The 22,072-nt window shown below is 52.4% G+C and carries 22 protein-coding genes; 3 read left to right on the plus strand and 19 right to left on the minus strand.

What is annotated here, in order from left to right:
- Positions 1-608, plus strand: a 608-nt coding sequence (locus tag McpCs1_RS06250; RefSeq protein WP_338096402.1) for a 4Fe-4S binding protein, incomplete at its 5' end; no start/stop codon positions are given.
- A 327-nt stretch (positions 609-935) separates the two neighbouring features.
- Here the strand turns inward: McpCs1_RS06250 and McpCs1_RS06255 are convergent.
- A complete protein-coding gene (locus McpCs1_RS06255; protein WP_420847071.1) occupies positions 936-3,644 on the minus strand; it encodes a DEAD/DEAH box helicase in 2,709 nt (902 codons plus the stop codon).
- Positions 3,645-3,647: 3 nt separating this feature from the next.
- A complete protein-coding gene (locus McpCs1_RS06260) occupies positions 3,648-4,445 on the minus strand; it encodes a DUF7839 domain-containing protein (protein ID WP_338096404.1) in 798 nt (265 codons plus the stop codon).
- Between the two features lie 77 nt (positions 4,446-4,522).
- On the opposite strand from McpCs1_RS06260, the gene hypF reads away from it, so the two are divergent.
- Both hypF and McpCs1_RS06270 read left to right on the plus strand, forming a co-directional pair.
- Positions 4,523-6,757, plus strand: coding sequence for a carbamoyltransferase HypF (gene hypF / locus McpCs1_RS06265; protein ID WP_338096405.1), 2,235 nt, complete (start codon positions 4,523-4,525; stop codon positions 6,755-6,757).
- Positions 6,754-7,374 (plus strand): hypothetical protein, encoded by a 621-nt coding sequence (locus McpCs1_RS06270; protein WP_338096406.1) that lies wholly within the window; start codon positions 6,754-6,756, stop codon positions 7,372-7,374. The genes hypF and McpCs1_RS06270 overlap by 4 nt, the downstream gene beginning before the upstream one ends.
- Before the next feature lie 428 nt (positions 7,375-7,802).
- Here McpCs1_RS06270 and rpl12p read toward each other — a convergent pair whose 3' ends face one another.
- From rpl12p to McpCs1_RS06355, 17 genes are all read right to left on the minus strand, one after another.
- Positions 7,803-8,111, minus strand: a complete 309-nt coding sequence (gene rpl12p, locus McpCs1_RS06275; RefSeq protein WP_338096407.1) for a 50S ribosomal protein P1 — start codon at positions 8,109-8,111, stop codon at positions 7,803-7,805.
- Positions 8,112-8,138: 27 nt separating this feature from the next.
- Entirely contained in the window at positions 8,139-8,984 is an 846-nt protein-coding gene (locus tag McpCs1_RS06280) for a 50S ribosomal protein L10 (RefSeq protein WP_338096408.1), read from the minus strand.
- Positions 8,985-8,986: 2 nt separating this feature from the next.
- The gene (locus McpCs1_RS06285) at positions 8,987-9,628 is read right to left on the minus strand and encodes a 50S ribosomal protein L1 (RefSeq protein ID WP_338096409.1); all 642 of its coding nucleotides are present in this window, start codon (positions 9,626-9,628) and stop codon (positions 8,987-8,989) included.
- A gap of 118 nt (positions 9,629-9,746) precedes the next feature.
- A complete protein-coding gene (locus McpCs1_RS06290) occupies positions 9,747-10,220 on the minus strand; it encodes a 50S ribosomal protein L11 (protein ID WP_338096410.1) in 474 nt (157 codons plus the stop codon).
- 178 nt (positions 10,221-10,398) lie between these two features.
- The gene (locus tag McpCs1_RS06295) at positions 10,399-11,304 is read right to left on the minus strand and encodes an EamA family transporter (protein ID WP_338096411.1); all 906 of its coding nucleotides are present in this window, start codon (positions 11,302-11,304) and stop codon (positions 10,399-10,401) included.
- A gap of 32 nt (positions 11,305-11,336) precedes the next feature.
- Complete coding sequence (locus McpCs1_RS06300) at positions 11,337-11,813, minus strand: transcription elongation factor Spt5 (protein ID WP_338096412.1); 477 nt, start codon at positions 11,811-11,813, stop codon at positions 11,337-11,339.
- A gap of 5 nt (positions 11,814-11,818) precedes the next feature.
- Entirely contained in the window at positions 11,819-12,079 is a 261-nt protein-coding gene (locus tag McpCs1_RS06305; protein ID WP_338096413.1) for a protein translocase SEC61 complex subunit gamma, read from the minus strand.
- Between the two features lie 5 nt (positions 12,080-12,084).
- Positions 12,085-13,413 (minus strand): cell division protein FtsZ, encoded by a 1,329-nt coding sequence (gene ftsZ / locus McpCs1_RS06310; RefSeq protein ID WP_338096414.1) that lies wholly within the window; start codon positions 13,411-13,413, stop codon positions 12,085-12,087.
- Positions 13,410-14,741 (minus strand): D-aminoacyl-tRNA deacylase, encoded by a 1,332-nt coding sequence (locus McpCs1_RS06315; protein WP_338096415.1) that lies wholly within the window; start codon positions 14,739-14,741, stop codon positions 13,410-13,412. Before McpCs1_RS06315 ends, ftsZ begins: the two co-directional genes overlap by 4 nt.
- A 228-nt stretch (positions 14,742-14,969) precedes the next feature.
- A complete protein-coding gene (locus McpCs1_RS06320; protein WP_338096416.1) occupies positions 14,970-15,737 on the minus strand; it encodes a heparan-alpha-glucosaminide N-acetyltransferase in 768 nt (255 codons plus the stop codon).
- A 64-nt stretch (positions 15,738-15,801) separates the two neighbouring features.
- Positions 15,802-16,581 carry a heparan-alpha-glucosaminide N-acetyltransferase gene (locus McpCs1_RS06325; protein ID WP_338096417.1) on the minus strand — a complete coding sequence of 260 codons (780 nt, stop codon included), beginning with the start codon at positions 16,579-16,581 and terminating at the stop codon, positions 15,802-15,804.
- 267 nt (positions 16,582-16,848) lie between these two features.
- Entirely contained in the window at positions 16,849-17,247 is a 399-nt protein-coding gene (locus McpCs1_RS06330) for a 4Fe-4S dicluster domain-containing protein (protein WP_338096418.1), read from the minus strand.
- 6 nt (positions 17,248-17,253) lie between these two features.
- The gene (locus tag McpCs1_RS06335; RefSeq protein ID WP_338096419.1) at positions 17,254-18,336 is read right to left on the minus strand and encodes a hydrogenase large subunit; all 1,083 of its coding nucleotides are present in this window, start codon (positions 18,334-18,336) and stop codon (positions 17,254-17,256) included.
- Entirely contained in the window at positions 18,333-18,722 is a 390-nt protein-coding gene (locus McpCs1_RS06340; RefSeq protein ID WP_338096420.1) for an NADH-quinone oxidoreductase subunit C, read from the minus strand. Before McpCs1_RS06340 ends, McpCs1_RS06335 begins: the two co-directional genes overlap by 4 nt.
- Entirely contained in the window at positions 18,719-19,159 is a 441-nt protein-coding gene (locus tag McpCs1_RS06345; protein ID WP_338096421.1) for an NADH-quinone oxidoreductase subunit B family protein, read from the minus strand. The genes McpCs1_RS06340 and McpCs1_RS06345 overlap by 4 nt, the downstream gene beginning before the upstream one ends.
- A complete protein-coding gene (locus McpCs1_RS06350; RefSeq protein ID WP_338096422.1) occupies positions 19,156-20,028 on the minus strand; it encodes an NADH-quinone oxidoreductase subunit H in 873 nt (290 codons plus the stop codon). The genes McpCs1_RS06345 and McpCs1_RS06350 overlap by 4 nt, the downstream gene beginning before the upstream one ends.
- Positions 20,025-21,965, minus strand: coding sequence for an NADH-quinone oxidoreductase subunit 5 family protein (locus McpCs1_RS06355; RefSeq protein ID WP_338096423.1), 1,941 nt, complete (start codon positions 21,963-21,965; stop codon positions 20,025-20,027). Before McpCs1_RS06355 ends, McpCs1_RS06350 begins: the two co-directional genes overlap by 4 nt.
- Between the last annotated feature and the right edge of the window lie 107 nt (positions 21,966-22,072).

The following is a 22,072-nucleotide window of genomic DNA, read 5'->3' on the forward strand; positions in this document are numbered from 1 at the left end:
TTGCATGCGGTAACTGGGGTGTTGTCGGTGACAAGGCCGGTAAAGCCACTTTCGTTGAGGTCTGCTCTGAGAAGGGTGCAATGCTCTTTGACGGTGCGGTGAAGGCAGGAGCGATCAGCTCGTCTGCCCCAGACCCGAAAGGACTTGAGATCCGCGGGAAGATCGAGAACGTCATGATCAAGATGGGGAAAAATGCTCAGGCAAAACAGTTCTCCGAGGCAGGACCCGGACTTGCAAACTACATGGAAGCAGCATCCAAGTGTATCAAATGCTACGGATGTATTGAGAACTGTCCGATCTGTTCCTGCTCTGAGAACTGTTCCACCAAGAACCCCGAACTCGTCCGCCCGGGAATTATTCCGCCGGACTTCATGTTCCAGATGATCCGGTTCTCGCACATTGCAAGCTCCTGTATCAACTGCGGTCAGTGCAGCGAGCTTTGTCCGATGGACATCCCGAACTCGCTCTACATGCATGCCCAGCAGCTGGAGTATGAGAGAGTGTTCGGCCACAAACCAGGGTATGACATGACACTGCCAGCAGTGAACTGCGATTGTGCTGCCAAAAAAGCGGACCCGCACGTTACGATCTACAAGAGATCCAAGTAATACAATAATCCTCTTCATCCTATTTTTTTGGAGTTGGTCTTAGCCGCCCACGGAAAAACGGAATACACGGAGTTTCACGGAAAAAAAAACATCACGGAGCAGACGTGAACACCACGGAAATGATTCACTTCAGTTGCATTGCGCGACGCGATTTTCCGAAGTAGCGAGTCTGCCGCATTGTGATTCAAAATATTTGCTACCATACAAACCCTAATTAAAATTCCGTGGTGTTCACGTCTGCTCCGTGATGTTTTTCTGTGGAGTTCAGTATGTTCCGCTTTTCCGTGGGCGACTCAGAAATTACACTGCAAAGCCGCGAAAAAAAAATTACGATTGTTTCTTCTTCACTACACCAGTCGACTGACGGTCGGCTGGAACATCAGCATCAATATCAACCGTGATTCCGATCAGATATGCATTCATCCGATCGATTGCCTCACGGTTCTGGGTATCAGCACTCACCGCACGCTGATAGCAGGAGTAGGCAGTGTCGCGGTCGCCGCGAAGATCGTACACCTTCCCAAGCTCGGTCAGGGCACGACTGTTCGAAGGATGGTCGGCAACATAGCTGCCGAGAATCTTCAGCGCATCATCATACTTTCCGGCACGGCGCTGGTCGATACCTGCCTCAATTGCATCCCACTCAGCCTCACGTTTCCGCTTCGGTGCAGGAATGAAGGAGGCAGCCTCACGCTTCTTGCGCTCGATCCGTTCTTCGAGTTCTCTGCTTGCACGACGCGGGGCTGCGGCCTCAGCGGCGGTCGCAGCATTCTCCTCACGTTCGCGCCGGAGTTTTCTCTCAGGCTCAGGTTTTCCGGCACGGGACCTGCGATCGGTCTCATGCACACGCTTCGCCGCAGCAGACGCTGACTTCTTCTCAGCAACCCATGCTGGCGGGGCATCGCTCTTTGGTTTCTTTTCTGATGAGCCTGCGCCCGGAGCAGTTTTCTTTCCTGCCATCCAGTCAGACTCCTTCTTCTCAGACGCCCTCCGGTCGGCCTTGCGCCTCTCCTTGCCGCGTTCCTCTTCAGAACATTCAAGCTCAGCGATCAGCTCAAGGGGATCGTCCATCATTCTGACCAGTCGGTCGATCTCAAGCAGCCGCTCCATACCGATGAACTGCTCTGCCATCACGCGACCGAGCGGTGACAGCTCAAGAACTCCGCCGCTCTTCTTCACCAGCTTGTGACGAAGAAGGTCCGGCAGAGGATCCTCACCGCAACCGACCATCGTCTCGCCAACTTTGATGATGTCTGCTTCCCTGCCGCGGCACACAATCGCGTTCGCCGCAAACTCTTCAGAGGTCTCCTCGATCTCATAGACCGGAGCGACCTCCTCCATCTCGCCTTTCAACAGACGAATCGCAACCTCCTCCTCGGTGAGCTTCGTGTCGCGCGAGTAGGAGCCTCCGGGCTCAGCAAGAATTACCACGCGGCCGAGATCATGGAAGTCAGGACGGCCGGCACGCCCCATCATCTGATGGAACTCCTGAACAGTCAGCCAGTTGATACCCATCGCAAGAGCATCAAAGATAACCTGGGACGCAGGAAAGTCAACTCCTGCAGCAAGAGCTGCGGTCGTCACCACACAGGCAAGCTTTCCTTCCTCAAACTGCCGCTCGACCGCACGCCGCTCCTGCGACGTGAGACCGGCATGGTAGGGAGCCGAGAGCTTCCCGATCGCGTCAGAGATCGTGTGACATCGGCTGCGTGCATTTGCAAAGATGATCGTCTGACCGCGGAAACCCTTTGACGATGTTTTGTCGTACTCCTCAAAGACCAGCTTCTTGATGTACGGAACTTTGGAGTCACGCTCGGTAAAGATCAGATGCCGCTCCAGCGCAACAGGCCGATCTGCATAGGAGACCAGGTTTGCGCCAAGTTTTTTTGCGAGAAGGTGGGGAGAGCCGATTGTTGCCGAGAGGTAGAGGAACTGTGCCTTGGGTGCAACATACTTCAATCTTGCAATAAGGCCGTCAAGCCGATGACCACGCTCGGGGTCTTCGAGCATCTGCACTTCATCGATCACAATCGTTCCGATGTTGTGCATCGCTGATCCTTTTCTTAGGAGATTGTCCACACCCTCATAGGTTCCGACAACAATTCCTCCGCCCGACCCGCGGTTGCCGATTGGTTTTGTCTCCGGCAGATTCACACGCGAGACACCGGTCATCAGAGAGGTTGAGGCAAGCTTCTCGTACTTCTGTGAGAACCTGTCGTACTTCTGGTTCGCAAGTGCGACAAGCGGCACAAGGAACAGCATGCGCCCGCGCTTCTCCAGATAATTTTTCAGACCGGCCATCTCACCGATGAAGGTCTTGCCGCTCGCAGTCGCTGCGACCACCAGAAGATCTTTTCCAAACAAAAGTCCTGACTCAACAGCCCTCTGCTGCGCAGGCATCAGGGTCTCGACTCCGCAGACGTCCACAAACTCGCGGGGCAGCGGAAGATTTTCGATGCGTTCGGTCGGCGTCTGCTCGTGAGCCTCAAGCCGGTCGAACATCGTCTTCTTCGTGTCAAGCGAGTCAGGCTGCAAAATTGCAAGCACCATGTCAAGATCGCGGTACTCTTCTAAGAGATCCTCGATATGCCCTTGGGTCTTCTTCCCGAGCCTCTTGATGTGAGCAAGCTCGCGGCGGAGCTCGCGCTTCGCACAGTCAAGACAGACAAATTCCTGCCCGCATTTGATGCGGGTTGCATCCGACAGAAGTGTGAGCCGGTCATCGAACATGCAGGTCCGGCAGAGCGTCACCCGCTCCCACGGAATCTGCATGCTGTCAAGAAATTCCTGAAACTCAGGCATCGTTTCGGTCAGCTGAACCATGCCGTTTGACCGGAGAACAGTTATCAGTTCCTTTGTCGGTGTCTTCTGGGCATGCGAGGTGCCGGGCCTCCGAACAAAAAACTCTGAAGGTCGAACGCCCTTTGAGGTCTGCTCAAGCTCGACCGTTCCCACGTGTTTTATTCTTCCGTTTTTGGAATCATCACAAAAATAGGTTTTGTACCCTTTTTTATAGGGCTGGACGACAGTTACCACGTATTAGCTCACCAGTTCATGTATCGTATAAGAGAGACCCGCGGTCTCAAGCCGTTTGAGGAAGTCCGTGAACTCTTCATCCACAATCAGCATAAGGCAGTGCATGCCGTGGAATGCTGCCTCAATAACACCTTCGCGCGCGCCAAAGAACATGTCAGGAGTAACGTCCGCGTTTTTCAGCGCAAGGTACGCTTCAAGTCCGACCGCGCCGACAATATCTGCATTTTTCACCAGAGAGAGGAGTTTTGCCGAAGGAACCATCTTTGATCCGCCGCGTTCGATGCGCGGAACTTTGGCGATGTCGATTTTTCCTTCGGTATGCTCAATAATACCCGCAAGACGGGCAACACCTACGTCCATCCCTGCGTTTGCGTCCGCAGTCACCATGCCCATGGCGGTCTGCGGCTTTCTTCCTGCATACAGCCATCCGTCCTTCATGTAGACGCCGACCGAGTCGCCGGTCTTCAGATCAGTGTCTGCGATTGCTGCCCATGTTGCGACCTGATGAATGATGTCACGACGAACGTGACGTGCATAGGACTCAAGAACCTCGGCATTGTTTAAGACCCACTCAACACCTTTGTGCGTTACATAGTACCGGCCGCGGCCTTCAGCACTGATGAATCCGTCCTCGACAAGGTCGCGGACGTACTCGGAGATTGCCTGCGGGGTGACGCCCAGCTTTTCTGCGATCTCCTGCTGACGGATCGAGGGCTGGTGTTCTGCAACCTCCACAAGGACCTGAAAGCGTGTGGTCTCGCGCTTGCTTCTGAGTATGTTGAATAACGGATCGTCGGGCATTGTTTTCTCCGGCTTCTGGTGCAGAAACCCTACACTTATATTGTCTGTGATTCTATAATGGTTTTTGAGTTACATACATGCGGGGTGGCAGAGTTATTTTACGCGGGATTGTGCAGGGAGTGGGGTTCCGGCCTTTCGTCTACGCTACAGCAGAGAGATTCGGCATCCGCGGGAGTGTTATTAATCACGGGAGTGAGGTGGAGATAACAGCTTTCGGGAATCAGTTTGAAGAGTTCTGTTCTGCGGTGTCCAAGGGGCCGAAGATGTCGGTGATTGATTCAGTGACCGTTGAACCGCTGCCCGAAGGCTTCGCCGCCCCTGACAACTTTTCGATTCTTCCAAGTGCGGACGGCGCACGAACAGGATTCATCCCTGCAGACATTGCGACCTGCGAGAGCTGTCTTGCAGACATGCTGAATCCGAAAAGCCGGTACTACGGATACTGGGCAACGTCCTGCACCGACTGCGGACCGCGCTACAGCATCATCCAGGCGGTGCCCTACGACCGCGAGCGAACATCAATGGATGCGTTCCCGCCTTGCGATGACTGTCTTGCAGATTACCATAATCCGCACAACCGCAGACATCATGCACAGACTATCGCGTGCACTGCGTGCGGTCCAAAGCTTTCGCTGACGACGAACGCAGGCGCCCCCGTGGAGACGGATGATCCGATTGGGAAAACTGCGGAGCTGCTTGATGCAGGATGCATTGTTGCGGTTCGCGGGATGGGAGGCTTTCACATCTGTTGTGTGGAAGAGTCGGCAAGCCGATTGAAGGAACTCCTCGGCAGACCGCACCAGTCGCTTGCGGTGATGATGACACTCGAGTCTCTCGGCGATTATGTGGTGGACCCGAACGACGCAGAGCGTGAGATGCTTTCAGGGCCGGTTCATCCGATCATGATCCTTGACAAGCGAGATCCTGCCGCACACCCTGAGCTCTCGGAGCTGCACAATCTTGGAGTCATGCTGCCCTACACCGGTCTGCATCATCTTCTTTTTGAGAAACTGCAGCATCCGCTTCTTGTGATGACGAGTGCGAATGTGCCAGGGACACCGATGATCACCGAGACCTCCTACATCACAGAACGAATGGGAGATGTTGCGGAGTATATTCTCTCGCATGATCGGGAAATTATTAACCGATGCGATGACTCGGTGGTCCGCGACGGCTACATCATCAGAATGTCGCGCGGTCTTGCACCACTTCGGACCGCGATGGATCTTGGGAACTCACAGATTCTTGGTGTCGGGCCGGAGCTGAACGCGAACGCGACGATCTATAAGAATGGATTTCTGGTGACCTCACCGCACATAGGAAACATTCGCAACCCTGCGACCGTTTCCTATCTCAATGAGACGATCGAAAAACTCACGAGCCTGACTGGGGCGAGGCCACAGATAGTTGCTCACGATCTGCATCCGCAGTTCCTGAGCACCAGAGTTGCGCATGAGCTTGCCGAGCGGTACGACGCGGTCCTCTGTCCGGTCCAGCATCATCGTGCACATATTGCGTCGGTGACGACCGAGGAGGTCGTAGGAATTGCAATCGATGGTGTCGGGTATGGAGACGATGCAACGATCTGGGGCGGAGAGATTCTGACCGGCTCTCCTGAGAACAGCTATGCAAGGACCGGCCATCTGGAGCCGGTGCTGATGCCCGGAGGAGATCTTGCGACACGGTTTCCTGAACGAATGTTGTACGGAATTCTGCCGGATGATGCAACACTTGAGATGCTCGCCGGACGCGGCTGGGGTGACGTTGCACTCCGCGTACTTAGCCAGCAGACGGCAAAAAAATTCAACTGTCCGGTGACTACGTCGACAGGCCGCGTGCTTGACGCGGCTGCGGCACTTCTTGGCATCTGCCGCGAGAGAACGTACGACGGGGAGCCTTCGATGATGCTTGAAGCGTACGCAGCGCGGGGCACGGCATCACCGCTGCCGATAAAAATTGTTTCCGGCAACGGCGGGGCTGATGTTTTGCTGACGTCAGAGATTCTCAAAGAGGGACGTGCGATGCTTGCACGAGGGAGTTCGGTTGAAGACACCGCAGCATCCATCCAGACCGCTCTTGCAAAAGGCATTGCAGAGATGACGGTCCGCTCTGCGGAGCGAAGCGGCATCGATACTGCAGCACTCTCGGGCGGCGTTGCCATCAACCGATCGATCCGGGAAACAATTCTCGCATCCCTTGCGGATGCGAATGTTCCGTGTAGAATAAATCCGAAGTATCCGTTCGGCGACGGCTGCATCTCCTGCGGCCAGGTTGTTACGGCAGGAGTCCTCTCCAAGGCAGGAAAATTATGAGTTTATCCGCAAAAATGAAAACCCCTGAGTTCTCTGAAGAGAACGGCTCGATATTAATCGATGTACACATTGCCAGCATGGATCAGTTCTACAATTATCTGGATCCATCACCGGCTGATGAAAAAGATCTTGACGAGGACACGGAAACCTACATCCAGAACGCGGTCGAAGACCTGACTGCTGAGGAACGGAAGCGGGCGAAGATCGTTCTGTATCTCGGAGCAGATCTCTATCAAAATGTGAGTGTCCGGGAAAATATGGAACGGGCTGCGACGGCAAATTTTGCATATCGCCTGAAACATGAAAAGAGAAAGTACTCATATGCAATGGAACGGGGAAAACGCTACCTTGCCAGAGGCCTCGTCTTCCTTGTGATCTGCCTTGTGGTGAGCAGTGTTTTTACCCGCATTTTCTCGGAAAACGATATCAATCTCGCCCTTGCCCAGAGTTTTGTCATCATCGGATGGGTTGCCCTCTGGAAACCGGTGGAGTTCTATCTCTATGATCGGAAGGATATTCTGGATGAACTGGAGATCCTTGAGGTGCTCTCGGTAATGCCGGTGGAGACACGGAGATGGTATCAGGGTCTGGAGAATGAGACGCTGGTTCTGATGTAATTTTTGAAACGCGAATCGCATGCCTTCGGCCTGCTCACCGCTTCGCGGAATAGCGCGAATAAAAAAATCGCCAATGACGATTTTTAAGGATTTGCTAATATTTAGATAGATCAATCTGTTTAAAAAAAACGCGAATAGCGCGAATAAAAAATCGCCAATGGCGATTTTTAAGAATTTACTAATATTTAGATAGATCAATCAATTTAAAGAAACACAGATATTTTTTTTCTTTTTTTTGAAAAATTGCCATTGGCGATTTTTTTATTCGCGCTATTCGCGTTTTTTTCTAAAAACGAAACCGTACCCCACCGAACACAACTCAGATAAATATTTCAAAACAGACTCAATTTTTTAGGAAAATATGGATATGCCGCAGCAGTATCCTGCCGCGGCATCGAAGTATCTCTTACTAGAAAGATAACTCGAATTTATCCGAAGAGTGCGCCAAGGCCTGCCATGGCGTTCTCTTCTTCCTCTTCCTTCTTCTCTTCCGGTTCTGCTGCTGCCTCTGCTGCTGCTGCCGGTGCTGCTGCACCTACTGCTGCAACTGCAACCGGTGCTGCTGCTGCCTTAGAGATTGCTTCCTCGATGTCAACACCGTCAAGTGCTGCAACAAGTGCCTTCACACGGGAGTCGTCAACTGCGATACCTGCGGCAGAGAGAACTGCCTTAACCGATTCTTCATCCACAGTTTTGTCTGCGGAGTGAACTAACAGAGCTGCGTAAATATACTCCATTTTAACTTCACCTATTTTGTATGATAATTATGCCTTCAGGGCGTTTGCTTGTCTGTATGCCTTGCTGATGATCATCTCGATGACGCCCTTCTCATAGATTGGGGCCTCCACACCAAGGTTGCGTGCCTCACGGACTGCCTTTGCAATCTGAGCCTCAGTAACAAAGTGACATGAGGTCGGGACTGCTGCATTGACTGCGAGGTTGAACGCCTGCTGTGCTGCAAGAGTGATCTTTGCCTTGTATGCCTCGTCGTCGACGGACAGAACATCCGGCAGATAAATATCGCCTTCGTAGCAAACTGCAAGAAGTGAAAGACCAACCGGCATCGGCTTGATGTCAAGCTTTGCCAGGACGTCTGCCTGTTTCTTGTTGATTGCCTGGCCAGCTTTCACGACGGTCTTGGTCTCTTTAATTTTGACCTTTCCGCCATCGATTGCTGCGGGGATACCTGCCTGCTGGAGTTCTCCAACGATCGGTCCGGGCTTGAAGGAAGTTGGTCCTGCGGGGACGACAATGTCCTCAGGAGTGACTTCGCCTGCTTTTGCGGCACGCTTTGTCTTGGTCTGTTCAAGAGACTTGAACAGCTTAAACGGGTTGCCGTTAGCGAAGATAAGTGCAGAGTGCTCACTTACGTGACCGTTTAAGTCAACGTAGTGGTTGCCAAGCTCATTGAATGCATGCTCAACAAGCGTGTTTCTTGCAACTTTCACCACTGCACTGCCGTGCAGGTTTCTGCGGATCTGCTGGAACTGCTTTGCGGGGATACCGTAAATGTCAACCAGACCGACAAGTTCGTACTTGCCGGAGTTATCCACAATTTCTTCAACTTCTTCACGTTTCCACGCCGGGAGGTGTTGAGTATAAATTGCCATTTTTACATCACCTTCACAGCGGGACCCATCGTAGTCTTGACGTAGACGGAGCGAATGTTTAATTCACCGCTCTCAAGTCTTCCCACTACCCTCTTTAAGACCGCGTCAACGTTCTCGGCGACTGCGTCAGCAGTCATTGCGGAGGTTCCGACCTTGACAGACATGTTGAGTCTGTCTTTGGACCGGATCTTCACAGAGTTCCGAAGACGTTCGACGATCGGAGTAATGTCCTGACCCATCTGAATCGGCTGCGGCATTTTGCCGCGGGGACCGAGTCTCTGACCGAGCCAGCGACCAACAAGTGGCATGACCGCAGTCTCAGCAAGGAAGTAGTCATATTGACCTGCGAGTTTACGTGCCTCACGCGGGGCACCACCCAGACGCTCAATCTCTTCGGGGCCGATAATGATATCGACTCCAGAGCTGCGAGCCTGGGACACAATGTCTCCCTTACCCAAGACGGCGATCTTTTTGACGCCCATTGCCTGTGGCAGAAGAATCGTCTCATCAATACGGTTTTTGGGCTGCGCCATGTCCACGTGTTTGAGATTGATAGTAATATCAATACTCTCCTGGAACTTCCTCTTGGGCGCCTGCTCCAATGCTGCCGTAACAGCGCTGATAATTTGGGTTTTGTCAACCATTTTGATGAAGCCTCCATAGTTCTCGACCGATTTTTCACGATCTCCTATGGTTGTTCTCTACAACTGTACATTTTTCGCGGGATTATAACCCGCTACCCGTTTGAAGCGTTACACAACTTTATGCAAGCTGTGCGTCATATTCGCCTGCATTGACGGCGGCAATTGCGTCCTTGGGGGACTTGCCTTCGATGGTCACACCAACGGAAACGCAGGTGCCCATGACTTCCTTGACCGCATTTCTGAGGTCGTAGGCAAGCATGTTGTCCATCTTCATCTTTGCAATGCGTATGACAGCTTCAAGCGGCAGATTACCAACTGCCTGAGTATTCGGAGTGCCGGAACCCTTCTCGACGCCCGCTTCCTTCATTACAAGTGCGGTTGTCGGGGGAATTCCAACAGTTAACGTGACGTTCTTTTTGTCATCGACTGTTACCGTTACCGGAACAGACATGCCGTTGAACTCAGCAGTCTTTTTGTTGATATCATCAACGACTGCTTTCACGTTGATCCCAAGGGGACCCAGTGCCGGACCAAGTGGTGGTCCTGCAGTTGCTCTACCGCCAGGTACCAGTACCTCGACAGTTTCTGCCATTGTATCACCGTATGTCAGCGTAAGGCCGGAGCCTCCCTGACATTGGTTGAATAAGGTCGACGTGTAAGAAGATAAAACTAATGGGTTAATGAGGTTTGAGAGAAGAGGTTGCCCGGTTACTTAACTGGCAATATTTTTTGTGACGAAAAAATCCCATTTCCACGCACCATCCCAGCGCTCACCGTTTCGCGCTTCGAAGATGAGGATATGCTATCCCTGCAAAAATGCACAGAACACCCACCCACTGAACCCAGGACACCGCCTCATGCAACACAACAACCGCCGTAATAATTGCCACCGGCAGCTCTGCGGAACCGAGGATCGTTGCAGTACCAGTCGATATCTTCGGCGCACCGATTGCATAGAAAAGAACCGGCAGACACGCACCAAAAAGACCAAGTGTCGCACCATACACCCAGATATCAGACACCACAACACCACTCGTAAAATATTCCGGCGAAAACACACACAATAGAACAAACAACGCGCACGTAACAATCCAGAAACTCCGGTTCACCGGATGCATCTGCGGCTCCACGCGCCCGCTCAGGAAAATAAAAATCGCATAGCACAGCGCAGACAACAGACCAGCGCACACCCCGACAACCGTGAAAGAAATAGCATTCCCGATGATCCCGCTGGCAAGAACAGTTCCAGCAAGCAGAATCAGCACCGCAACAACCGAACTTTTCGACGGCAGCTTCCGCTCGACCAGACAGTCCAGAAGAACACCAATCCAGGTAAACTGAAACAGCAGCACAATTGCAACCGACGCTGGCATCGACTCAAGCGACAAATAATAGAACAGACACACCGAACACGTAACAGCCCCTGTAATCAGAAGAATCGGCATCCTCCGGCTCAATTTCACGGAAGACCGCGGCGCGTCGCGGCGCCTTCCAACGATCGCAATAACCGCACAGAGAATGCCCAGGAAAATCCAGCCGCTGAAGTACTGGCTCATCACCACTTCAGAAAACGTATAGCCGTTCCCGTACGCAAGTTTCACAATCGTCGCAAGGATACCATAACAGCACCCGCCCAGAAGAACCAGCAGCGGATACAGCAAAAGCTTTAGATTCACGAGCACAAACCCGAAAAAAGTGGGATGGAAAATTAATCGTTGTTGCGATCGATCACGCGCACGTTGTCCCCGCGCACCGTAATCGGAATCGGCACAATCGACTCATACAGCTCAACGGTGATCTCTTCTTTTGCATGGTCAACGCGCTTGACCACAGCCTTCTCACCCTTGAACGGACCTGCAATCAGCTCAACGATCGTACCCTCGCTGATACCGGCAACGACCGGTTTGGGCACAAGGAAGTGTTTGATCTCTTCCATTGAAGTCTCATTCTGCAGAACAATCCGGGCATGCGCAATCGTCTCGACAAGCTCCTCGATTCTTGCATGCTCCTCCGGGCTTTCCACAAAGACGTAGCCCTTAATATCCTCAGGCACCACTACGGCGGTGACAACAACATCGGTCATGTTATTTTCGATTGCCTCGCGGATATTATCTGCAACCGTCCGCTCATGCTTGGAAGTTGTCTTAATTATGTAGTAGTGGTTGCCAAACTCTGAATCACTCATGATTGTCACGGAAGCAGATAGTGGAAGACCAGATAAATGATAAAGCCCAGAACACCGATGACTGCAATACCTGCGGCCGAAACTGCCGAGATCTTGAAGAATTCATCCTTCGTAGGTCTGCGGGCAAGCTTTAACACGCGCAGATACTTGCGGAAGAACTCGGAGATACTCTGCTTGGAGACCTCCGGCATCTTTACATTACCGACAGCAGACGATGCTGTCGTCTTCTCCGTCTTCTTATTGTTGGTATTTTTCTCGTCAGCCAATGTATTCACCTCAGGAAATCAATCTCAAACTTGGATCTCTGCACCTGACTTGATTGTGGTGCCGTATATGTTTGCTCCTGCTTACCATAAATCTGTGGGGATTGCACACCGGTCACAATCAGCATGGTACGCATTCTGCCCTCCATCGACGGGTCAACCTGAACTCCCCAGATGATGCGTGCCCCGGGATCAATACGCTGATAGACCTCCTGCACAACACCCTCTGCCTCAAACATTGTCATATCAGGGCCGCCAATCACGTTGATCAGTGCTGCGGTCGCGCCCGTGATGTCGACATCAAGCAGCGGAGAGCGAAGAGCCTTCTTGATAGAGTCGGTCGCCTTGTCCTCACTGTCGGACTCGCCCATACCGATCATTGCAATGCCGCCCTGCTCCATAACCGTGCGGACATCGGCAAAATCAAGGTTCACAAGACCGGGGAGAGTGATAAGTTCGGTGATTCCTTTCACCGCACGCATCAGAACCTCGTCTGCAACCTTGAACGCCTGTGCCAACGGAAGCCGCGGAACAACTTCAAGAATGCGGTCGTTCGGGATCACAATGACCGTGTCAGCAACTTCACGAAGCCGCTCAAGACCGATCTCTGCATTCTCCATACGGGTTGCACTCTCGCTCGTGAACGGAAGCGTAACGATTGCAATCGTTAACGCGCCGACCTCTTTCGCGATCTTTGCAACGACCGGAGCACTGCCGGTACCGGTTCCGCCGCCAAGACCTGCGGTCACGAACACCATGTTCGATCCGCTCAGGGACTGGCGGACAACATCCTCGCTCTCAAGCGCTGCTTCTTCACCGCGCTGCGGCATTGCGCCTGCGCCAAGACCCTTCGTGGTCTGGCGGCCGATGAGAATACGCTTCCCAACGCGTCCGCGAAGCATGGACAGATGCTGCGCATCGGTGTTTAAGGCATAGATATCAGCGCCCTCGACGCCTTCTTCAAAGATTCGGGCAACAGTATTGGACCCTCCGCCGCCGCAGCCGACGACCGTGATCTTGGTTCTCAGAGACTCAAGAATGTCATCGAACTCGTCATCATCATCGGTATGGTTCGATGCAGTGGGAACATATTTGTACTGGCTGGAAAAATCGATGTCCTGTTTTGCCGGTGCAGGTCTCGGTTCGACGACCGGCCTTGGTGCAGGAACCGGGGCCTGGCGAACCGGCTCCGGAGCAGGAGCTGCATATGCCTGCTCCTTTCTCGGAGTCAGTTCGACCTCGTCCTCTGCGTCATATATAGCGGAGACTGCGCTGTTGTCGCGTGCAGTTTCTTCGAACCGCTTGCGTGATAGTGCTTCTTCTACGATTGATCTCATGAGTAATTCTCCAATCCCGGGATGCGGAGGGTAGACCGGATCGTTTTTGTTACCATCTCCGGCGTTATCGTCCTGCCGTCCGGAAGGGTTACAGGTTCACCTGCAACCAGTTTTCCAAACAACGGACCGGACGGGACGCCCTGCATGCGCGCGAGCTGGGCGTCAAACTGCAGGCGGGTTATTGTGATCAGATCACCTTCCACCGTTGTACCCTGTCTACGTGTTATTTGTTGGACTGATAAAGCTATTAATTCACCTGCTATTGCATGACGCCGCTCCCCGGTCGTCAGGAGGGTTGGAAGAACTTTTCCGCTCTTTCCGGTCAGATGAAATACGCCGCCGACTCTGTCCAGTTCAGCAAACAGTTCGTCTTCCAAGCCCCCGAATGCTTCGCTAAAGAAGTCCTCCGGAAGAACGATGGATGCAGGGTTCCCTGCGGGAACTTCTCCGTGCGGGAAGATTTTTGCCGCAGAATCGATATTTTTAGCAAAGTCGACAAATGCGGACCATGTTTTCCATGACATGGAGCCGAGTTTATGCATGTCGCTTTCGGTGATCTCAGGGATGCCAAGCTCCGCAAGAATTTTTTCGAGGCGGTCGGCTTCAACTTTGGACATGGCCTTTTTGTCAAGATGCGCGGCAATTGCCCCGCTCTTTTGGATCATTTGCATAATCATGTCCGCGCTGACCGCTCCGACATCCCGCGTATGCATCATGTGGCCGAACGCCCCCCTCGTTTCAAGGGCAATTGCGGTCTGCCGCACGGCATAGTGGGTGCCGCCAAATCCGATCAGCGGAATAACAGTTTCAGAGTCAGGGTCTGCCATAAGAACACTCATGGCAGCAGCGCGGACGGCAACAGCATTGCGCCACTCGGTTTCTGTACTGCCGACCTCGACGAAAAAGTACGGGACATGGATGCTGGTCGGCCCGTGATGGGTTATCTCGTACGAAACGCGAAAGCCTTCCGGGGCATACAACTGATGATTGCGCAGCACCGCACGCATCCATGCGGGAGCGGCTGGCCCGAGCTCGCGGGGATTTCCGCCGAGGTCTGCGGTGATGAAGTTTCCTGCCGGATGTACGGTGAGAACAGGTACCGGGTTGACGCTTGCATGGCGTGCGAGAAAGATCGCAAGGTCTGCGTCGGAATCGACTACGTCGTCATCAGCGTGAATGATGCGGTCGTTCCATTCATGAAAGGTGACGGTGTGCTTTGCAAGCAGCGGCCAGCCGCCTTCCGGAGGATTTTGGATGAGTTCATCCATTGCGGCGCGGATGTTGGATCCGGCAATATCGGTTGAGGAGTGGATGATATTGATCTTCATGCGTGATAGGTAGTTTTGGCAGAGAGAAAAGAAGTGTGTTTTCTTTGGGGGTTTTGCATCCTCCCGCGTGAACCGCCCACGGAAAATCAGAACACACGGAGCTGCACGGAAAAAATATCACGGAGCAGACGTGAACAGCACGGAATTTGAAAATAGTTCATTATTATGGCATTCATTATTTTTCCGTGAAACTCCGTGTGTTCTGATTTTCCGTGGGCGGCTCGCAAATCAAAGATACCCAATGCCGGTGATTGTACTCACGATCCAGAGTATTCCAAAGATGATCGGAATGTGGACAAGATACACCGCAAGCGTTATTCTGCCGTTGCCGATATGGGCGAAGAACCTGCCGAGGGCCCCGGGGTTCGGAAGACGAAACGCCCGGATGCCGTTCGGATAAAAGACCGCACCAAGAGCAATACCGATCAAGAGAACGCCGAACCAGGGAAACAGCGGGAAGTAGTCCTGCGTGTACTGCATGAAATCAGCCCCGTGAACACCTAAGGGGTAGAGCCATCCGGGTTCGGTGAACTGCGGGATTACAAAGATACCGAGGAGAACGATGATGATGCCCGGGATAAAATTCCATTTCCCAAGCTGCAGGAACGGGATGCACAGAAGCATCGAGACACCAAGCATATGCATGAACCCGAACTTGATGAACGCACCATTGTGAAGAAAGAGGGTTGAGCCGATCCAGCTGACAATGGTGATCATCATGCCGATTCCAAATAAAAACAGGGCTTTCACAACGATTGAGCGATAGTACTCGCTGGTGGTTCTTCCTTTTTTTCTGGCATGCCTGAGGATTAAGGCAACACCTGCGATCAGAACAAAAGATGCCGAAGCGATGTTGATGGTCCCGTAATAGGTGAGGAACTCTGGATCCTCAACGATCATATGGTACATCACCATGCATGCAAGGAAGTGATAGACGATCATTCCCACAAGGGCGATTCCGCGAATCGCATCCACTTCCCAGTATCTTTCACCCATGTTACTCCGTGCTATTTGGTTTTTGCTGATATATATTTTGAGATTGAAAAGTACGCCCGGAAACCTACAGATATCCCCACGGCATGCCGAGTGCGGAGGACACGATCATAATCAGATACAGTATCGCGAAGAGAATCGGGATATGGAGCAGGTAAATCTCCAGCGGATACTTGCCGACGAGCGCCAGGAATCTTCCAAACACTCCGGCATCAGGCATACGGAATCTCCGGATTCCATGCGGATACAGAACTGATCCTATGGCAACTCCCAAAAGCATCACGCCGACCCAAGGAAGAAGCGGGAAGTAGTCACGCGGATAAAACATGCCTTCCGGTAAAATGCCAAACGGCAGATACCATAAGAAACCTGCAGAGGCATATATTGTTTTAAAAGACAGTCCGATCCAGATGAGAACAGCAGCCGGAATAAAATTCCATTTGCCAAGTCCGAGGAACGGAATGCACAGGATCATCGAGAGGCCCATCATCTGGAGGAAGTTGAACAGCATGTAGTTGCCGTCGCCGATGACAAAGTGAATGGCAAGAGATCCAACAACCGCAATTGCAACACCGATGAAAAAAATCTCCAGACCGCGCTTCACAATTGCAATATAATAGGCGCGTTTCGGCTTGCCGGCCATTCGTCCGTGTCTGAGAACCAACGCGACACCGGAGACTATCACGAAAACGCTTGTTCCGAGGTGAATGTACTGGCAGACGTCGTAGTACCAGTCCAGGGTAAGACTCATATGAAAAATTACCATCAGGGAGATCAGATGAAAAACGATCATCCCGATCAGGGCAATCCCGCGGATTGCGTCGACCTCCCAGTACCGCTCACCCATTGCTTTGGAGTTGGTGCTTTCAGATAATCTCTTTTGTGTTTGAAGAGGTGTGATACCGCAAAAAAATTTAACCAGTTTCTTTCTGAAAAGGGAAATGGTTGAATAGTATATGGGAAAGATAAATATCTGAAACGCGAATAGCGCGAATAAAAAATCGCCAATGGCGATTTTCAAAGAAGTGCTAAATTATTTCTTTTTAGATAAATTCACCTAAAAAAGTACAAAGAATTTTTTTTTGAAAATCGCCATTGGCGATTTTTATTCGCGCTATTCGCGTTTCAAAACTTCATCCTCGGTCTCAGGATCCTTCTTCGGTTTCTCCGGCTTCACGTACGTAATCTCGTACGTCTCCACTCCCCGCTCATCAGGCCGGGCCGATGACGAATAGGCAGGATCAACAGACAGAGCACCAAACTTGCACAACTCAGCGCACTGACCGCAGATAACACAGCGGAACAGATCAATCGTCCACAGCTTCGCCGCACGATCAACCGTAACCGCCTGGGACGGACAGCGTTTCATGCAAATCATGCAGGACGTGCACTTGGACGGATCGAACACCACATGACCGCGGGTGATATCAAAGCGCTTTGCAGGTTCGGCAGGAAACGTCGTCGTCACTGGCTTATGCACAAACTGCTTCAGAATCGTTTTCAGCATTTTCATACAGCCTCACCTCTCCATACATCCGATACAGGGATCAATCGTCAGCACAATCTGCGGCACATCCGCAAGCTCAGCACCCGCAAGCATCGCAACAAGGGAGGGAACATTCGTCAGCGTCGGCGTCCGCACGCGGAACTGCGTCAGATTTTTCGTGCCGTTACCGCGCAGATAATGAATCACCTCGCCGCGGGGCTGCTCGGACCTGCTGAAGAACTCGCCGTCAGGGTTGCCTTTCACCGGAACCGACACATCACCCTCTGGCATGCCGGCAATAATCTGGTGAATAATATCAACCGACTGGAACAACTCCTTACACCGCACCTCGCACCGCGCATAACCGTCGCAGCCGTCAGCGGTCACTGGCTTAAAAGAAATATCCCCGTATGCCAGATACCCTGACGTCCGTACATCCTCGACAAGACCGGACGCGCGGGCAACAGGGCCGACAGCCCCGAGATTGTAGGCAGCGTCAGTTTTTAGAACACCTTTTCCCACCAGACGCTTCTTCAGCGTGTAATCTGATAAGAACACCTTCGACATCTCCTGCATCTCGGCTTCGATATCATCGAGGCGCTTGTCCATCCCTGACAGGAACTCATTGGTCACATCACGGCGGACGCCACCGACCTTGCACACGCCCTGAATCACTCTGCCGCCGGTCGTTGCCTCAAGCTCGTTCAAGATCGACTCCCGAATCTTCCATGCATTATAGAACAGACTCTCAAAGCCAAGAGCGTCCGCAAACAAACCGAGCCACAGAAGATGGCTGTGAAGACGCGAGTACTCGCCCCACATCGTCCGTAGATACGTAGCCCTCGCCGGAACCTCAATACCCATCAGCCCTTCCACACCCTGGCAGAACGTCGAAGAGTGCGTGAAACTGCAGATGCCGCAGATACGCTCTGCAAGATACACGAAATCAGAATACTCGCGACGGTCCACCAGACTCTCAAGACCGCGGTGAACATACCCGATCGAAGGAATCGCCTCCACCACATGCTCATCCTCAATCACCAGATCCAGATGAATCGGCTCCGGGAGAACCGGATGCTGCGGACCGAACGGAACAACCGTCCTCTTGCCGGTCATGATGCATCCTCCTTGGACACCTTCGTCACTGTTGGCGCAGGAGCCTCTTTCTTCTTGAACGGATACGGCACAGATGTCCGGATGAACGTCCCGCCAAAGTCAAGCGCCATATTGGTGAACGTGAACCCGTAGAGATCATGAATCTCATTCTCGTAGACAAACGCACCGCCAAACGATGCATCAATCGCAGGAATCGATGTACCTTCCGGAACCGTCATCCGGTAATGCAGGAGATCATTTCCCTTCGCAAACGAGTAGGTGATATCATAATCATTCGCAGCCGCAGTGCAGGTAATCACCACAAGACGGCGGCCGTCAGCCTTCATGTCAGCTGCGACCTTCTCAATCCCCGCAGGAGACGCGGGGATAATTTCCATTGTCGTCATCTCAAACCTCCGTTATCAACTGCCGCACGTTTCTCTTCCAGAACCCCGAGCGCCTTTACCACGCCCTCAATCAGTGCCTCAGGCCGGACTGAGCACCCCGGTACATACACATCCACCGGAATAATCGTGTCAACGCCGCCTGAAACATTGTAGCAGTCGCGGAACACGCCGCCCGATGATGCGCAGATGCCGACCGCAAGAACAACCTTCGGCTCAGGGATCTGGTCATAGAGATTTTTCAGGACCTCTTTGTTCTGCTCGTTCACACTGCCGGTCACTACAAAAATATCCGCGTGCGCCGGATTGCCGGTGTTGATGATACCAAACCGCTCCACATCGTACAACGGCGTCAGGGCTGCAAGAATTTCAATATCGCATCCATTGCAGCTGGACGCATTGTAGTGCAGAAGCCAGGGGGATTTTCCTGCCGAACTCATACAATCACACCTCCGAGGATGCCAAGCACGGCAATGTTTGTCGCGCCAAGAATCAGCGTAATGGTCCACAGACTCTTCACCGTCATCTTCCACGTAACCCGCGGGAACAGATTGTCCATCAGAATCTCAAGGAAGTAGCAGATGATGACAACGATAATACCGAGAATCGGGTTTGCCGCAAAGAACAGAAGCATCATCGCAAGGATAATGATCGTCTCATACCAGTGGGCAAGCTCAACTTTTGCAAGGGTTCTGCCCGACAGAGACGACGTAACTCCTTTCACCAACTCCTGATGCGCGTGATGCGAGGTCGCGATATCAAACGGAGACTTGCGCAGCTTCAGTGTCAGCACTGCAAAGAGTGCAAGGAACACACCCGGTAGATACACAATTGCTGATGTCGTGTCAGCAAGAATGTCAGAGACAAAGAAACTGCCTGTGACCATGAAAAATCCTGCGGCAAGAAGAATCAGAATCGGTTCAGCAACCATCACGCCGATCAGTTCGCGTTCTGCACCTACAGTTGAGTAGGGAGCGTTTGCTGCGTATGCTGCAAGAATCAGGAACGTGTGCGAAAGCGCCAGCGCAAACACAACGAGTAAGAGGTCGCCTCCTGAGAACAGAATTGCTCCGGAGAGAGCGATCAGCACCAGATACCCGCTGGTCAGAATCATTTCAACCGGATTTGCAAACGCCCGCTCTTTATGCCAGAGCTTGCTGATGTCATAGAACGGCTGAAGAACCGGAGGTCCACGTCTGCTCTGCATGCGTGCCGTAAGCACACGGTCGACTCCTGAGATCAGTCCGCCGATAACCGGTGCGAGAATCAGAAACAGGACCGCGCCTGCTGCTGCCATTACCAGATTCATATCATCACCCCCAGAAACGCGAGCACAAACATCACGATGATGATGAGGATCGAGATGATGCACGCAGGCTTCATCAGCACATCCTCGCCAAAGTACTCGGACAGATAGTAGTTCGAAGATTTTGCCTCTTTGTAGACACCAAGTGAACCGCGGAAGCGACCGGCCTCGTCAACACCTCTGCCGCAGAGGTACGGGGCAAGTGTTCTGCCGGACTTTGATCCTGCATGCGCTGCTGCGATCAGGACCGCAAGAATCACGAACATGATGCCGAGCATCAGCACATTGTCGAGGACTGCAACCGTTGCGGTGTCAATATATCCCGGATAGATGGATGTAAGGTAGGGATCGATGAACTGGTGAATGATTCCAATAAAACCGATACAGCAGACGATCGTCAGAGCTCCCATCACAACAACAGGAATCTTTTCTGAAACATGCAGAACCGCCGCCGCCGCGGGCGGGCCGCTCATACGCATGAACAGTTTTCCAAGCCACTTAGTCCAGAAGAAGATGGTAAGTGCACTGCCGAATGCAAGCATAATCACAAATGCCCAGCCGAATGGTGCCGAGAGGAACGCGACCACTGCCGTCCACTTGGAGATCAGCATCCCGAACGGTGCAAGATACATACCGCAGATGCCGATAACCATCATAGTCGCAAGAAGCGGGAGCCGCACCAGAAGTCCGTCCATGTCCTCGATGTCGCGGCTGTCGATTCTGTGCTCGACCGCTCCGACACATAAGAAGAGGAGCGCCTTTGCAACCGCATGGAAGATGATCAGAAGAATTGCCGCGAGCACTGCCGTAGGCGTTCCAATTCCTGCACATGTAGTGATAAGACCGAGGTTTGCGATTGTGGAGTAGGCAAGAACCTTCTTTGCATTACTCTGCGAGATCGCAAGAGCTGATGTTATCACAAACGTGAACAGTCCGATGAAAGCAAGAGCCGTGCCAACAGCAGTCTGCGAAAATATCGGGGCGAACACAACCAGAAGATACACGCCGGCTTTCACCATGGTGCTCGAGTGCAGCAGTGCCGAGACCGGAGTGGGTGCAACCATTGCGCCGGTAAGCCAGCTGGAGAACGGCATCTGGGCAGCTTTGGTCAGACCGGCAATGGCAATCAGCGCGGCAGGAATGGTCAGGGCCGCCATGTCAGGATAATGAATGATGTCGGTGATGCCAAGAACGCTGGATCCGGTTGGATCAATATTCAGAAGAGAGATTATTGCGAGCGTAAATGCAATCCCGCCGACAAGATTCATCCAGACTGCGCGGAACGAGTTGGTAACAGCCTCCGGAGTTTTTGAGTAGCCGATCAAAAGGAACGAGCAGAGCGTTGTTACTTCCCAGAAGCAGAGGATCCACATCAGACTGTTTGAAAGCACGATGCCGAACATTGCTGTCAGGAACACGAACAGCATGGCAAAGAAGTAGGCCTTGCGCTGCGGCACGCTCTCCTGATGGTGGTGATAGTCTTTCATGTAGCCGAGCGCGTAAACGCAGATGAGCGTCCCGATGATGCCGATAATGAGCACCATGATTGCAGTAAAGTCGTTGACCACAAATGCTGCTGACATGCTGACTGACTCTGCATAGAACAGTTCCATGATGCAGATGAGGAGCAGCTGAACTGCGCCGAGAACAAGCGGAAGCATCCTGCGATATTTCAGAGACAGGACGATGATTGCAAGAGCAACGGCGATCTCAACAATAAAGAGCCAGACGCCTATCTGTTTTGCATATTCCAGTGCAATTACTACCGGACCCGACAACGCTGACCATGCGAGGTATAGAGAGGTCGCGATAATAACTGCCGAAGCAATGCCGACGATACCGGTGCGGAGGTTATCCCTGTTCAATACCGCAAGAAGGACTGCGGCAAGCAGGGGAACCAGCAGCAGTACGAGGATGGCTACGAGTTCCGGCTGGTACATAATATCACTTGTTGAAAGTTATGTGGATTGATCATTATTAATCATTCTAATTCAGGGCGCTGTATTTTGTTGATGAACTTCAGATGAATGATGTCGCAGCTCCGCCC

Source organism: Methanorbis rubei (assembly GCF_032714495.1).
Taxonomy (GTDB): domain Archaea; phylum Halobacteriota; class Methanomicrobia; order Methanomicrobiales; family Methanocorpusculaceae; genus Methanocorpusculum; species Methanocorpusculum rubei.

Coding starts and splice junctions, on each gene's coding strand:
- McpCs1_RS06260 (WP_338096404.1), bottom strand. CDS start 4,445: ATGCCCGACGATCCGTTATTCAACATACTCAGAAGCAAGCGCGAGACC.
- hypF (WP_338096405.1), top strand. CDS start 4,523: ATGCGGGGTGGCAGAGTTATTTTACGCGGGATTGTGCAGGGAGTGGGG.
- McpCs1_RS06270 (WP_338096406.1), top strand. CDS start 6,754: ATGAGTTTATCCGCAAAAATGAAAACCCCTGAGTTCTCTGAAGAGAAC.
- rpl12p (WP_338096407.1), bottom strand. CDS start 8,111: ATGGAGTATATTTACGCAGCTCTGTTAGTTCACTCCGCAGACAAAACT.
- McpCs1_RS06280 (WP_338096408.1), bottom strand. CDS start 8,984: ATGGCAATTTATACTCAACACCTCCCGGCGTGGAAACGTGAAGAAGTT.
- McpCs1_RS06285 (WP_338096409.1), bottom strand. CDS start 9,628: ATGGTTGACAAAACCCAAATTATCAGCGCTGTTACGGCAGCATTGGAG.
- McpCs1_RS06290 (WP_338096410.1), bottom strand. CDS start 10,220: ATGGCAGAAACTGTCGAGGTACTGGTACCTGGCGGTAGAGCAACTGCA.
- McpCs1_RS06300 (WP_338096412.1), bottom strand. CDS start 11,813: ATGAGTGATTCAGAGTTTGGCAACCACTACTACATAATTAAGACAACT.
- ftsZ (WP_338096414.1), bottom strand. CDS start 13,413: ATGAGATCAATCGTAGAAGAAGCACTATCACGCAAGCGGTTCGAAGAA.
- McpCs1_RS06315 (WP_338096415.1), bottom strand. CDS start 14,741: ATGAAGATCAATATCATCCACTCCTCAACCGATATTGCCGGATCCAAC.
- McpCs1_RS06320 (WP_338096416.1), bottom strand. CDS start 15,737: ATGGGTGAAAGATACTGGGAAGTGGATGCGATTCGCGGAATCGCCCTT.
- McpCs1_RS06325 (WP_338096417.1), bottom strand. CDS start 16,581: ATGGGTGAGCGGTACTGGGAGGTCGACGCAATCCGCGGGATTGCCCTG.
- McpCs1_RS06330 (WP_338096418.1), bottom strand. CDS start 17,247: ATGAAAATGCTGAAAACGATTCTGAAGCAGTTTGTGCATAAGCCAGTG.
- McpCs1_RS06335 (WP_338096419.1), bottom strand. CDS start 18,336: ATGACCGGCAAGAGGACGGTTGTTCCGTTCGGTCCGCAGCATCCGGTT.
- McpCs1_RS06340 (WP_338096420.1), bottom strand. CDS start 18,722: ATGACGACAATGGAAATTATCCCCGCGTCTCCTGCGGGGATTGAGAAG.
- McpCs1_RS06345 (WP_338096421.1), bottom strand. CDS start 19,159: ATGAGTTCGGCAGGAAAATCCCCCTGGCTTCTGCACTACAATGCGTCC.
- McpCs1_RS06350 (WP_338096422.1), bottom strand. CDS start 20,028: ATGAATCTGGTAATGGCAGCAGCAGGCGCGGTCCTGTTTCTGATTCTC.
- McpCs1_RS06355 (WP_338096423.1), bottom strand. CDS start 21,965: ATGTACCAGCCGGAACTCGTAGCCATCCTCGTACTGCTGCTGGTTCCC.